This is a genomic window from Xylophilus sp. Leaf220, from assembly GCF_001421705.1.
GTDB lineage: Bacteria > Pseudomonadota > Gammaproteobacteria > Burkholderiales > Burkholderiaceae_C > Xylophilus.
This window is the reverse complement of the sequence record NZ_LMKO01000022.1, coordinates 366,349-379,773: the sequence shown is the minus strand read 5'-3', so window position 1 is coordinate 379,773 and position 13,425 is coordinate 366,349. Positions and strand designations below refer to the sequence as shown.

Below are 13,425 nucleotides of genomic sequence, written 5' to 3'. Positions count from 1 at the left end.
CCCTTGCGGTAAACCCCGATCCGCCCCTGCCGCCCGGCCCCGGTGGCAACGTGCTCGCGACCGTGCCGGTTGACCTGGACCCGGCGATGCGCTTCGCCGCGGGCCGGCTGCAGCTCACCGCGCGGGAGCTGCGCGCCGCCGGCATCCCCGGAGTGCCCGACCAGGCCTGGCCGCTGCGCCCCGGCCTGTCGCTGCGCCTCGCCGACCACGGCGGCGTCGCGGCCCTGGAGCTGTGCGGCGAGGATTCGCGGCTGGCGGTCTGGCGCTTCACCATGGCGGCGCATCCGCAGGCGCTGCGGCTGGTCGAGCGCTTCGACGCGCTGCAGACCGGCAACGCCGAAGAGGCCGAGGCCCTGGGCGTCGCCGACGACGCCGCGCCCGCGCCGCCGCCCTCCACCTGGGTGCTGCTGCGGCTCTGGCGCTTCGCCCACCCCTACCGGTACCGGCTGCTGGCGGGCTTCCTCCTGACGCTGGCCTCCACCGCGGCCACGCTGGTGCCGCCCTACCTGACGATCCCGCTGATGGACGAGGTGCTGATCCCGTTCCAGAACGGCCAGCAGATCGAGACCGCCAAGGTCCTGCTGTACCTCTCGGCCCTGTTCGCCGCGGCGCTGGTCGGCTGGGGCCTGAGCTGGGCGCGCACCTTCATGCTGGCCCGGGTGTCGGAGCGGATCGGCGCCGACCTGCGCACCGCCACCTTCGAGCACCTGCTGGACCTGTCGCTCGACTACTTCGGCAGCCGCCGCACCGGCGACCTGATGGCCCGGATCGGCGCCGAGACCGACCGGATCAACGTCTTCCTGTCGCTGCACGCGCTCGACTTCGCGACCGACGTGCTGATGATGCTGATGACGGCGGTCATCCTGTTCTCGATCAACCCCTGGCTGGCCCTGGTGACGCTGGTGCCGCTGCCGCTGATCGCCTGGATGATCCACTTCGTGCGCGACCGGCTGCGCACCGGCTTCGAGAAGGTCGACCGAGCGTTCTCCGAGGTGACCAACGTGCTGGCCGACACCATCCCGGGCATCCGCGTGGTGAAGGCCTTCGCCCAGGAGCGCCGCGAGGCCCAGCGCTTCCGCGCCGCCAACCAGCGCAACCTGGAGGTCAACGACCGCATCAACCGCACCTGGTCGCTGTTCACCCCCACCGTCACCCTGCTCACCGAGATGGGCCTGCTGGTGGTCTGGGGCTTCGGCATCTGGCTGGTGGCGCACCACAGCATCACGGTCGGCGTACTGACCGCCTTCCTGGCCTACATCGGCCGCTTCTACACCCGGCTCGACTCGATGAGCCGCATCGTCTCGGTGACGCAGAAGGCGGCGGCCGGCGCCAAACGCATCTTCGACATCCTCGACCACCGCTCCGACGTGCCCGAGCCGGCCCGGCCGGTGCCCTACACCGCGCCCCGCGGCGCGATCGCGATGCGCGGCGTGGGCTTTCGCTACGGCAGCCGCTCGGTGATCCGCGGCATGGACCTCGACATCCGCCCCGGCGAGATGATCGGCCTGGTGGGCCACAGCGGCTCGGGCAAGAGCACCCTGGTCAACCTGATCAGCCGCTTCTACGACGTGACCGACGGCAGCATCGCGGTCGACGGCCACGACATCCGCCAGTACCGGGTGGCCGACTACCGCCAGCACATCGGCCTGGTGCTGCAGGAGCCGTTCCTGTTCTTCGGCACCATCGCCGAGAACATCGCCTACGGCCGGCCCGACGCGGGCCGCGACGAGATCGTCGCCGCCGCCCGCGCCGCCCATGCGCACGATTTCATCCTGCGGTTGCCGCACGGCTACGACTCGCAGGTCGGCGAGCGCGGGCAGGGCCTGTCGGGCGGCGAGCGCCAGCGCATCAGCATCGCCCGCGCCTTGCTGATCGACCCGCGCATCCTGATCCTGGACGAGGCCACCTCGGCGGTCGATACCGAGACCGAGAAGGAGATCCAGAAGGCGCTCGACAACCTGGTGCAGGGCCGCACCACCATCGCCATCGCCCACCGGCTCTCCACCCTGCGCAAGGCCGACCGGCTGGTGGTGATGGACCGCGGCGCGGTGGTGGAAGTGGGCCCGCACGACGAGCTGATGGCCCGGCAGGGCGCCTACTGGCGGCTCTACCAGGCGCAGGTGCGCCGGGTGGACGACGAAGACCTGGAAGACCGCACGAGCGTGGTGCAGGCCGCCGCCGCGGCGCTGGCCACGCACTCGGCCCACCCGTCGGGGGAATCGTGATGCGGTGCCCGGCGACCACCCTGCCGCGCGGCCCGTGCGGCGCCCACGACATGCTCCTCGCCGGCCGTGCCGGTCACCCGCGCGGCGGCGGTCGTCCCGCGCGGACCTGCCGCTTTTCTCGGTCCTCCCGCTTCCACCGCGCAACCCCGCAGCATTCCCATGGCGACTGATCCCTCCCCATCCGCCCGGCCCCTCGCCCCGCCCTTGCCCGATGCCCAGCCCTCGGCCGTGTTCGGCCTCGCGCAGGACGCCTTCGGCCGGCTGGTGCTGACCGACGCCGCCGGCAGCGTGCCGGTGCATCCGGTGCGCGCCTTTCCGCTGGCGGCGCCGGGCGAGGGCGTCTCCCTGGTCGGCCCCGACGGCCGCGAGCGCGGCTGGATCGCGCTGCTGAGCGCGCTGCCCGCCGCCGAGCGCGCGCTGGTCGAGGCGGCGCTCGCCGCCCGCGAGTTCATGCCCGAGGTGCGGCGGCTGGTGTCGGTCTCGACCTTCTCCACGCCCAGCACCTGGGAGGTGGAGACCGACCGCGGCCCGGTGCATTTCGTGCTGCGCTCCGAGGACGACCTGCGCCGCCTGCCCGACAACGGCCTGCTGATCGCCGACAAGCACGGCGTGCACTACCGGGTGCGCGACCGCTTCGCGCTCGACCGCGGGTCGCGCAAGCTGCTCGACCGGTTCCTGTAAGCCGGTTCCACTAGCCAAAAGGGGCTGTGGCCGGCGTGCAGCGCCGGCCAGTAGCTATCGTTTCAATAGCGCCCCGGCGCTGATCCTCTGCAGGCCCGCCATGCAACGCTCCGCCCTCGTCCTGTTCTCCGGTGGCCAGGATTCCGCCACCTGCCTCGCCTGGGCGCTGCAGCGCTACGAGCGGGTCGAGACCGTCGGTTTCGACTACGGCCAGCGCCACCGGGTGGAGCTCGATGCCCGGCTGGAGGTGCTGCACGCGCTGCGCCACCAGTTCCCGCAGTGGGCCGCGCGGCTCGACGACGACCATCTGCTCGACGTCGGCGTGCTCGGCCAGGTCAGCGAAACCTCGCTGACGCGGGATACCGCCTTCCGGATGGAGGCCAGCGGCCTGCCCAACACCTTCGTGCCCGGCCGCAACCTGCTGTTCCTGACGCTGGCCGCCGCGCTGGCCTACCGGCGCGGCCACGATGTGCTGGTCACCGGCGTCTGCGAGACCGACTACTCCGGCTACCCCGATTGCCGCGACGACACGATGAAGGCGATGCAGGTGGCCCTGTCGCTCGGCATGGACCGGCGCCTGGTCGTCGAGACGCCGCTGATGTGGATCGACAAGGCCGCCACCTGGGCGATGGCCGAGCAACTCGGCGGCCTGCCGTTCGTCGACCTGGTCGTCGAGCACAGCCATACCTGCTACCTGGGCGACCGCAGCCACCGCCATGCCTGGGGCTACGGCTGCGGCACCTGCGCCGCGTGCGAGCTGCGGGCCAACGGCTGGAACCGCTACCGCGAGGCGGCCGACCACCAACAAACACCCGGCCAAAAATAATTCAAAAAATCCTCAAGGTTTGTACAAACCTGCCGAAGACACTGATACGGCCGGTCCAACCCTGGCCACCCGTCCTTCGCCGGAGCACGCCATGATGCAGATCCCACCCGTTGACCTGACCCTCTACCGCCCACCGGCCGCGGCCACCGCCGCGGGTGGCGGCGCCGCTGCGAGCAGCGGTGCGTCGTCGTCCGCCCAGGTCGCCGGCGAGGGCTCGGTGCGGGCGGGCGTCACCCAGGCCACGGCGGCGGCCAAGGCGCAGGATTTCGTCGGCGCGCCCCAGGGGGCCCGCAGCCCCGACAACACGCCCTCGTCGGCCGCCGAAACGCCCAACCGCGACTGGACCACCGTCCGCCAGAAGGAAACCGTCAAGGAGCCCGAGGAGCCGCCGAAGGAGCCGATCAGCAAGCTGCTGATGGACAACCTGCAGTCCCTCTGGCGCGCCAGCTCGTCGATGGTCGACCTGGCCGAAGAGCAGCAGCGCCTGGCGCAGAAGGCCCTGGCGTCCGGCCAGGCAAACGACCCGAACGCGCCGGTCGTCTACTCCGACCCGAGCAAGGTCAAGCGGCCGCCGCCGTCGGCCGCGGCTTGAATCGTCCGCGCAGGGCGCTGCGCGGCAGTAGCGGCAGGCGCCCGTCTGAAGCGGCCTCCGCCGCTCCAGCGGCCGCCACGGCCGTGCTACTCCGTTACCAGGAAGGCTTGCTGCCGGCTGCGGGCGCCGGCGCGGCCGGTGCCGGCGCTGCCATGGGCGCCGGCGCGGCGGCAGGCTCGTTGCGCGGTGCCGGCGCTGTCGCCGCTGCCGGGGCCATCGGTGCGGCGTCTCCCACCGCGGCAGGTGCCTGCCGTGCGCGGTCCCGCTCGGCGCGGTGCTTCTGGGCGAACACCCGGATCTCCTCGAAGCTCACCTTGCCGTCGCGGTTGGTATCGGCCGCCTCGAAGTTGTCGCGCAGCCGCGGGAACAGCGCCACCTCGGACTTGGTGAGGAAGCCGTCGCCGTCGGTATCGAGCCACTTGAACTGCTTGGCGGCCAGCACTTCGCCCTTGGTGCCTTCGGTGGCCGCCTTCTCGGGCGTGGTGGCGGTCAGCGGCGCGGCCTGCTGGGGCTGGGCGCCGCCACTCTGCGCGGCCGCGGTGCCGGCCAGGGCCAGGGTGGTCAGGAGGGCGGCCAGGGCGCGGGTGGCGTGGACGAGGCGGGCGATGGCGGTGAAAGGCATGGACATGGAAGGCTGTGGAGTCGAAGGCGGCCACGGCGGGGGGCCGGGCCGGTGTGCCCCGATGGTGGCACGGATGGCGGGCGCGCCGGGTAACGCGGCTGCAAAGCTCGTCGTCTTTGGCAAGCGGCCCAGGATGACGGTTCTGCTGAATGCTACCGAATCGATAGCTGAAGGCCGGCGTCCTGCGCGGGCTGCAGCATGTTTTCCTTCGAAAAACTGCAGGCCGGATGCGGATCGGCGTCGGATCAGCTGCCGGCCGGCGGCAGCGGCGGCGTGGCGGCGGTTTCCACCGGCAGGGCGGGCGGCGCGGCCGGCAGCCGGTTGGAGACGCCGAAGCTCACATGCCCCGCCGGCACATGCAGCGCGGCCGAGTTGACGTGGCCGGTCTGGTCGTCGAAGAAGAAATCGGGCTCGAACTCGCGCAGGAACGCGCCTTTCTCCAGGCCGCCGAGGAACATCGCCTCGTCGACCGCGATGTTCCAGCTCATCAGGGTGCGGATCGCCCGCTCGTGCGCCGGGGCGCTGCGGGCGGTGACCAGGGCGGTGCGCAGCCGCATGCCGCCGGCGACCGCCGAATCGCTGGCCTGCTGCAGCCGGTGCAGGGCGCTCAGCAGCGGCTTGAAGGGGCCGTCGGGCAGGGGCTGGGCGGCCTTGCTGGTCTCGTGGCGCTGGAAGGCGGCCAGGCCCTTCTTCTGGAAGACCCGCTCGGCCTCGTCCGAGAACAGCACCGCGTCGCCGTCGAAGGCGATCCGCACCTCGTCCGGGTAGGTGGCGCCGGCCTGCACCGATTCGGTCAGCACCCGCGCGGCCGGAAAGCCCAGGTTCAGCGCGGCGCGCACGTCCTCCTCGTTGGCCGAAAGGAACAGGTGCGCGCCCAGCGGCCGCAGGTAGCGGAACGGGTCGCGCCCCTGGGTGAACACCCCGCGCTCCAGCGGCACCTTGGCCGCCTCGCCCGAGCGGAAGATGCGCATGCCGCTCACCGGGTCGTTGCGCGAGAGCATCACCACCTCGACCCGCTGCACCCCCGGCGTGTTGAACGCCATCAGCTTCTTGACGAGCGAGAACGCCACGCCCGGCTTGGCCGGCACGTCGAGCCGGTCCAGCTGCAGCTGCATGTAGGGCCCGGGATCGCGCGGATCGAACTGGCGGTTCTCTTCCTCGAAATCGAACAGCGCCCGCGACGAGATCGCGACCACCAGCTTATCTTCCAGCGTCACCGGCATAAGAACCCCGTTGTGGCCGGACCTCGGTCCGGCGCTATAAGTTTCATAGCTGCAGGCCGGCGCGCGGAGCCGGCCCCAACCACTTTCGATCCAGAACCGACCACCCCACACCCACCGCCCCCCGCACCCCCTGCATTCCCAGGGACACCCTGGATCCGGCTCCGCCGGTCCAGCGGTGTCGCCCCCTCGCAGGGGGGGGCGTAGCGAAGCGCAGCCTGGGGGTTTCGTGCGCGCTAGCGCACGAATTGGTTCAACTGAATGATCGGCATCAGCACCGCCAGCACGATCAGCATCACCACCAGGCCCATCGCCACGATCAGCAGCGGCTCCAGCAGGGTGGCGAGCGACACGGCGCGGCGCTGCACCTCGGTCGAGAGCTGTACCGCGGCGCGCTGCAGCATCAGCGGCAGCTGGCCGGTCTGCTCGCCCAGCCGGGCGAACATCGCGACCAGCCCGGGAAAACGCTTCTTCTGCGCCATGGCCGAGGCCAGCGGCGCGCCTTCGCGCACCAGCACCAGGGCGTCGAGCGCGTCGGCGCGCATGGCGGTGTTGTGCAGCGTCTCGGCCGCGGCCTGCAGGGCGCGCAGGATCGGCACGCCGGCGGCGGCCAGCATCGCCAGGGTGCTGGCGAAGCGGGCGGCGTTGTAGCCGCGGGCCAGCCGGCCCACCAGCGGCAGGGTGAGCCAGGCCGCATCGAGCCGGCGGCGCAGCGCCGGGTTGGCGTACGCGGCGCGGCCGGCGAAAGCCAGCACCACCACCGCGAGCAGCATCGCCCAGCCGTAGCTGCGCACGACATCGCTCACCGCCAGCATCGCGACGGTCAGAAACGGCAGGGCACGCTTGGTGCCGGCGAACACGCTGGCCACCTGCGGCACCACGTAGCCCACCAGGAACAGCACGATGACGATCGCCACCACCGTCACGATCGCCGGGTACAGCGCCGCGCCGAGCAGCTTGGCCTTGAGCGCCTGGCGCTCTTCCAGGTCGTCGGCCAGCCGGTCGAGCACCAGGCCCAGGTTGCCGGACTGCTCGCCGGCGCCGATCACCGCGACGAAGATCGGCGAGAACTCCCGGCCGTGCTGGCCGAGCGCCTGGGCGAAGCTGGCACCGGCGTTGACCTCGGCCCGCAGCGCGGCGACCAGGTGGCGCTGGCGGTCGTCCTCGGCTTCGTCCGACAGCGCGGTGAGCGCGCGCTCCAGCGGCAGGCCGGAGCTGACCAGGCCGGCCAGCTGGCGCGTCCAGATCGACAGGCCGGTGGAGTTGAAGACCCGGCGCACGAAGAAGCCGCCGGTATCGCGGCTGCCGCCGCTGCCGGTCGCCACCGGCTCCACCAGCAGGGGCACCAGCGCCTGGGCCCGCAGCAGGCTGCGGGCCGCGCGGGCGGTGTCGGCCTCCATCACGCCCTTGCGCGACTGGCCTTGGGCATCGAGGGCTTCAAACGAATAGGCTGGCATGGCGGCGATGGTAGCGCCGAAGCTGGGCGCGTCCGCCTTGGCGGCGCCCGCCCCGCGCCCCGGGTCGGCCCGTCTGCGAATGTCCCGCCCGCGCCGGGCGGGGCCGCGTCACTCCGAGTGGATGTTGTTGGCCTTCACCACGTCGCCCCAGAGCTTGTACTGCGAACGGGTCAGGGTATCGAGCTGCTCGGGCGTGCCGCCGCCGGGCTCGTCGGCACGGTCCTTGATGCCCTTGACCACCGCCGGGTCCTTCATCGCGACGTTGATCGCGGCGTTGGCCTTCTTCACCACGTCGGCCGGAAGGCCGGGCGGGCCGTACAGGCCGATGAAGGAGATGATCTCGAAATCCTTCACGCCGGCTTCGGCGCTGGTGGGCACGTCGGGCAGAGTCTCGACCCGCTTGGCGCTGGTCACGAGGATCGGGCGCACCTGGCCCGACTTGATGTAGGGCGCGAAGACCGAGGTGGCGTCGAACATCGCGTCGATGCGGCCGGCCATCACGTCGACCACGGCCGGGGCGCTGCCCTTGTAGGGCACATGGTTCATCACCGGGCCGCCCAGGCGGTCGCGCAGCAGCTCGGTGGCCACGTGCACCAGCGAGCCGGCACCGGGCGTGGCGTAGTCGATGCCCTTGCCGTCCTTGGCCTTGCTCTTGACCAGTTCGACGAACTGGGCGAAGGTCTTCACCGGCGACGAGGCCGGCACCACCAGCACCAGCGGCGACTGCAGCAGCACGCCGATGGGGGTGAACTTCTGCGGATCGGCGATGCCCAGCTTGGGGAACACGTGGGGCGTCACGGTCATCGAGCCGTTGCCCACCAGCAGGCGGTAGCCGTCGGGCGCGGCGCGCATGATCTCGACCGAGGCGATGTTGCCGTTCACGCCGCCCTTGTTCTCGATGACGATGCCCTGGCCCAGGGTGGTGCCGAGGCTGTTGGCGACCACGCGGGCGGCGAAGTCGGTCTGGCCGCCGGGCGGGAAGCCGACCATCAGCGAGACCGGCTTGTTCGGCCAGGCCGCGCCTTGCGCGAAGGCTGTCGCGGCCAGTCCCTGCAGGCCGAGCGCCAGGGCGCCGAAGAGCGCCATGCGGCGGACCGCGCTGGCGCGGGAGTTGAGAGTGAATGCCACGGTGGTGTCTCCTGTTGAAGTTGTGTGTCGGGGGGGCCGAGATTAGGCGAACTTCTTCACCGCTTCCAGCAGGCCGTTGAGATAGACCGCGCCCAGCGCCCGGTCGTAGAGCCCGTAGCCGGGTTTGCCGGTCTCGCCCCAGATCATGCGGCCGTGGTCGGGACGGAAATGGCCGGTGAAGCCCACGTCGTGGTAGGCCTTGACGATGGCCGCCATGTCCAGCGAGCCGCAGCCCGACAGGTGCGCCGATTCCTCGAAGTCGCCGGCCGGAGAGACCTTGACGTTGCGCAGGTGGGCGAAGTGGATGCGGCCCTGCGCGCCGAACTCGCGCACCATCGCCTCGACATCGTTCTCGGGCCCCGCGCCCAGGGAGCCGGAGCACAGCGTCAACCCGTTGGCCGGCGAATCGACAACAGCCAGGATGCGGGCCAGGTCGTCGCGGTTCTTGACGATGCGCGGCAGGCCGAAGATGGGGCGCGGCGGGTCGTCGGGATGAATGGCCATCTTCACGCCGGCTTCTTCCGCGACCGGGATGATCGCCTTCAGGAAATACGCGAGGTTCTGCCAGAGCCGGTCGGCATCGACCTCGCGGTATTCGGCCAGCAGCGCCAGCAGCTCGTCCTGGCGGTAGCTGGCGTCCCAGCCCGGCAGCGAGATGCCCTGGGTGACGTCGATGCTGTCGACCGTTTGGGTGTCGAAGGCCAGGCAGGTGGAGCCGTCGTCGAGCCGCTTGGAGAGGTCGGTGCGGGTCCAGTCGAAGACCGGCATGAAGTTGTAGCAGATGACCTTGATGCCGGCGGCGCCCAGGTTGCGGATCGTCTGCTGGTAATGGGCGATCAGGGTGTCGCGGCCGGGCTTGCCCAGCTTGATGTCCTCGTGCACCGGCACCGACTCGACCACCTCGAAGCGCAGGCCGGCGGACTCGATCTCCGACTTCAGCGCCGCGATCCGTTCGGGGGGCCAGACGGCGCCCACCGGCTCGTCGTAGACGGCGGACACGATGTCGGTCATGCCGGGAATCTGCCGGATGTACTGCAGGCTGACCGGGTCGGACGCACCGAACCAACGAAACGACATCTTCATCTGACCAACACCTCGCAAAAACTGGTTGGACCAATCTTAGTTTTGGTATGCCAAAAGGTGCTTGTGGTTTACCACTAGGCGCAGACCCGCGGAAGATGCGGCGAGAATCGGCGCACCGATCCCACCGCGCACCTCCCGCGCCGAAAAGAAAGCACATGGCAGACAAGGCGACCGCCTCTCCGTCCGAGGCCTGGAAGGGCGAGCGCTCGTACCGCGAGCTCGCCGAGAAGGTCGTCGAGCTGGTGCGCGAAGGCGAGTTTCCGCCCGGCACCCGGCTGCCGTCGGAGCGGGCCCTGGCCGAGCGTTTCGCGGTCAGCCGCACGGCGGTGCGCGAAGCGATCATCGCGCTGGAGGTGCAGGGTCTGGTCGAGGTGCGGATGGGCTCGGGCATCTACATCGCGGCCGGCGCGAACGACGGGCGGCCGGGTGTCGGCCTGCCGAACGGCCCCGGCCCGATTGAGGCCCTGCGGGCCCGCTGCCTGATCGAGTCGGAAATCGCGGCGCAGGCGGCCCGGGAAGGGCGCGATGCCGACCTCGACCGCATCCTGGACGAATTGAACCGCATGCGCGACCGGATGGACGACAAGGCCGCCTACGACCAGGCCGACCGCATGTTCCACCTGCGCATCGCCGAGGCGACCGGCAACAATATGCTGGTGCACATCGTGCAATCGATGTGGGACAGCGCCCGCAGCGATCCGCGCTGGGACAAGATCGAACTGCATTTCCACACCCCCGCGCTGCGGGCGGCCAGCCTGGACGACCACCACCGCATCTTCGCCGCCCTGCTGGCGCGCGACCCGGAGCAGGCCCGCCAGGCGATGCGCCGGCACCTGGAGCGGGTGGTCTCGCAGTTCTCGCAGACCTGGCGCTGAAGCCCGGGCCCTCCGAGCCTCAGTCGACCAGCGCGGGCTCTTCTGCCTTGACCGCCGCGGCGATGTCGAGCGAGCGCAGCCGCAGCGCCGGGTCGAAGATGTCGCAGACGAACATCATCTCGTCGGCGCCAGTGCGCTCGGCCAGCGTCTCCAGCCCGCGGCGCACCGTCTCCGGCCCGCCGATCACGCCGGCGGCCAGGAAGTCCTCGATCGCCGAACGTTCGCGCGGCTGCAGCTGGTCGACGAAGTTCGCGACCGGGGGCGGCAGCTTGCCGCGGGCGCCGGTGAGGATGCCCAGCACCCGCTGGTAGGTGCTGCTGGCCAGGTACTGCGCTTCCTCGTCGGTGGGCGCCGCGATCAGCGGCACGCCGATGGTCACATAGGGCTTGTCCAGCGTCGCCGACGGCCGGAAGCGCTCGCGGTACAGGTCCACCGCCTGCAGCAGCAGCCGCGGCGCGAAGTGCGAGGCGAAGGCGTAGGGCAGGCCGCGCTCGGCCGCCAGCTGGGCGCTGAACAGGCTCGAGCCCAGCAGCCAGATCGGCACCTGGGTGCCGGCGCCGGGCGTGGCGACCAGCTTCTGGCCGGGCTGGGCGGGCGCCAGCAGGCGCTGCAGCTCCAGCACGTCGGCCGGGAAGTCGTCGACCGTCTCGGTGCGGTCGCGGCGCAGGGCACGCATCGTGGACGGATCGGTGCCGGGCGCGCGGCCCAGGCCCAGGTCGATCCGGTTCGGGTACAGCTCGGCGAGGGTGCCAAAGGCCTCGGCCACCACCAGCGGGGCGTGGTTGGGCAGCATGATGCCGCCCGAACCCACCCGGATGCGCTGGGTGCCGCCGGCCACGTGGCCCACCATCACCGCAGTGGAAGAGCTGGCAATGCCCTCCATGTTGTGGTGCTCGGCCATCCAGTAGCGGGTGAAGCCGAGCGTCTCGGCATGCTGCGCCGTCCGCAGCGCCAGAGCCAGTGCCTGCGCCACCGTGCCGCCTTCGCGGACGGCGACCAGGTCGAGCATGGAGAAAGCGGTGCGATTCAAGGTGTTCATGGCAAAGCAGGTGGTGACAGCCGGCCATGATGCAAGGGAGCGCGCAGGATTGCTGGCGGTAGCTGCAGCAACCGTGCGAAGGCTACGGTTTCGATCCGGGTGATACCTCCACGGCCCGTAGTAGGGCGTAGGAGGATTGCGGCCTGCGAACGGGCCTCGACCCAAGATGTCGCGGAAATCTCGGCATCGCCGGCACGTATCAATGGCCTGGTGCTATCGACTTTGTAGCGTTGGCGACAAGAAGGGCATGCGGCTCGAATCGTCGGATGCGCTTGCGTCGTCTCGGGCGAGCCGGGCCTGTTTCAATCCCGCGTGACCCGCAGCACTTCCTCGGGGCTGGTGATGCCTTCGCGCACCAGCCGTTCGCCGTCTTCCCGCATCAGCTTCATGCCGCCGGCCAGCGCGGTGTCGCGGATCTTCGCTTCCGATTCCTGGTTGTGGATCTGGGCGCGGATCGCCTCGTCGACCACCAGCAGCTCGAACACGCCGGTGCGGCCGCGGTAGCCGCTGGTCTCGGTCGGGTCGAGCTTGCGGACCAGGCGCTGGGCCAGCACGCCCAGCAGCGAACTGCTCAGCAGGAAGGGCTCGACGCCCATGTCGGTCAGGCGGGTGATCGCGCTGGCGGCGTCGTTGGTGTGCAGCGTGGCCAGCACCAGGTGGCCGGTGAGCGAGGCCTGGATGGCGATCTGCGCGGTCTCGAAGTCGCGGATCTCGCCGATCATGACGATGTCCGGGTCCTGCCGCAGGATGGCCCGCAGCGCCCGGGCGAAGGTCAGGTCGATCTTGCCGTTGACCTGGGTCTGGCCCACGCCCGGCAGCTCGTACTCGATCGGGTCCTCGACCGTCATGATGTTGTTGGCGGTGGCGTCGAGCCGGGCCAGCGAGGCGTAGAGCGTGGTGGTCTTGCCCGAGCCGGTGGGCCCGGTCACCAGGATGATGCCGTGCGGCTGCCGGATCAGCCGCTCGAAGCGGTGCAGCACGTCGCCCAGCATGCCGACCGATTCCAGGCTGATCTTGCTCTCGCTCTTGTCGAGCAGCCGCAGCACCGCCCGTTCGCCGTGGGCCGACGGGATGGTCGAGACGCGCACGTCCACCGCCCGGGTGCCGATGCGCAGGGAGATGCGCCCGTCCTGCGGCAGGCGCTTCTCGGAGATGTCCAGGTCGGCCATGATCTTCAGGCGCGAGATCAGGGCCGCATGCAGCGCGCGGTTGGGCTGCACCACCTCGCGCAGCGCGCCGTCGACCCGGAAGCGCACGCTGCTGTGGCGCTCGTAGGGCTCGATGTGGATGTCGCTGGCGCCGTCGCGCGCGGCCTGGGTCAGCAGGGCGTTCAGCATCCGGATGATCGGCGCGTCGTCGGCCGTCTCCAGCAGGTCCTCGATGGCCGGCAGGTCCTGCATCATCCGCGAGAGGTCGGCGTCGCTCTCGACCTCGCTCACCACCGTGGCGGCGCTCGATTCGCCCTGGGCGTAGGCGGCGCTGATGCGCTGCACCAGCACCGGCACCTCGGCCCGCTGCAGGGCGGCCACCGGGTACTTGCGCAGCACTTCGCTGCAGGCGGCGCTGTCGGGCGCGGGGCCGTGCCACAGGGTGAGCTGGCCGGCGTCGTCCTCCAGCAGCAGCTGGTGGGTGCGGGCGAAGGCGTAGGGCAGCGGGTGGCGCATCAGGCGGTGGCTC

Annotated in this window: 12 protein-coding genes; 5 read left to right on the top strand and 7 right to left on the bottom strand. The window is 70.9% G+C overall.

The window, feature by feature from the left end:
* Nucleotides 1-86 precede the first annotated feature (86 nt).
* From ASE76_RS13725 to ASE76_RS13710, 4 genes are all read left to right on the top strand, one after another.
* A complete protein-coding gene (locus ASE76_RS13725; RefSeq protein ID WP_236698455.1) occupies nucleotides 87-2,225 on the top strand; it encodes an ABC transporter ATP-binding protein in 2,139 nt (712 codons plus the stop codon).
* Nucleotides 2,226-2,384: 159 nt separating this feature from the next.
* Entirely contained in the window at nucleotides 2,385-2,906 is a 522-nt protein-coding gene (locus ASE76_RS13720; RefSeq protein WP_201781866.1) for a DUF1854 domain-containing protein, read from the top strand.
* Between the two features lie 100 nt (nucleotides 2,907-3,006).
* Nucleotides 3,007-3,732: a 7-cyano-7-deazaguanine synthase QueC gene (queC, locus tag ASE76_RS13715; RefSeq protein WP_055840378.1), complete on the top strand. Its 726-nt coding sequence runs from the start codon at nucleotides 3,007-3,009 to the stop codon at nucleotides 3,730-3,732.
* Between the two features lie 91 nt (nucleotides 3,733-3,823).
* A complete protein-coding gene (locus ASE76_RS13710; protein WP_055840376.1) occupies nucleotides 3,824-4,324 on the top strand; it encodes a hypothetical protein in 501 nt (166 codons plus the stop codon).
* A gap of 94 nt (nucleotides 4,325-4,418) precedes the next feature.
* Here the strand turns inward: ASE76_RS13710 and ASE76_RS13705 are convergent, their stop codons facing one another.
* From ASE76_RS13705 to uxuA, 5 genes are all read right to left on the bottom strand, one after another.
* On the bottom strand, nucleotides 4,419-4,952 hold the full coding sequence (locus ASE76_RS13705; protein ID WP_055840374.1) for an EF-hand domain-containing protein: 534 nt from the start codon (nucleotides 4,950-4,952) through the stop codon (nucleotides 4,419-4,421).
* A gap of 239 nt (nucleotides 4,953-5,191) precedes the next feature.
* A complete protein-coding gene (locus tag ASE76_RS13700; RefSeq protein ID WP_055840372.1) occupies nucleotides 5,192-6,169 on the bottom strand; it encodes a 5'-nucleotidase in 978 nt (325 codons plus the stop codon).
* Nucleotides 6,170-6,402: 233 nt separating this feature from the next.
* Complete coding sequence (gspF, locus tag ASE76_RS13695) at nucleotides 6,403-7,623, bottom strand: type II secretion system inner membrane protein GspF (RefSeq protein WP_055840370.1); 1,221 nt, start codon at nucleotides 7,621-7,623, stop codon at nucleotides 6,403-6,405.
* 108 nt (nucleotides 7,624-7,731) lie between these two features.
* A complete protein-coding gene (locus ASE76_RS13690; RefSeq protein WP_236698435.1) occupies nucleotides 7,732-8,751 on the bottom strand; it encodes a tripartite tricarboxylate transporter substrate binding protein in 1,020 nt (339 codons plus the stop codon).
* Between the two features lie 42 nt (nucleotides 8,752-8,793).
* Nucleotides 8,794-9,834 carry a mannonate dehydratase gene (gene uxuA, locus ASE76_RS13685; protein ID WP_055840365.1) on the bottom strand — a complete coding sequence of 347 codons (1,041 nt, stop codon included), beginning with the start codon at nucleotides 9,832-9,834 and terminating at the stop codon, nucleotides 8,794-8,796.
* Nucleotides 9,835-9,989: 155 nt separating this feature from the next.
* Between uxuA and ASE76_RS13680 the strand changes: the two genes are divergently transcribed.
* Nucleotides 9,990-10,709: a FadR/GntR family transcriptional regulator gene (locus tag ASE76_RS13680; RefSeq protein WP_055840364.1), complete on the top strand. Its 720-nt coding sequence runs from the start codon at nucleotides 9,990-9,992 to the stop codon at nucleotides 10,707-10,709.
* A 19-nt stretch (nucleotides 10,710-10,728) separates the two neighbouring features.
* Here the strand turns inward: ASE76_RS13680 and ASE76_RS13675 are convergent, their stop codons facing one another.
* Together ASE76_RS13675 and ASE76_RS13670 are read right to left on the bottom strand one after the other, a co-directional pair.
* Entirely contained in the window at nucleotides 10,729-11,748 is a 1,020-nt protein-coding gene (locus ASE76_RS13675) for an LLM class flavin-dependent oxidoreductase (protein WP_055840361.1), read from the bottom strand.
* A gap of 302 nt (nucleotides 11,749-12,050) precedes the next feature.
* Nucleotides 12,051-13,412, bottom strand: a complete 1,362-nt coding sequence (locus ASE76_RS13670; protein ID WP_055840359.1) for a GspE/PulE family protein — start codon at nucleotides 13,410-13,412, stop codon at nucleotides 12,051-12,053.
* Between the last annotated feature and the right edge of the window lie 13 nt (nucleotides 13,413-13,425).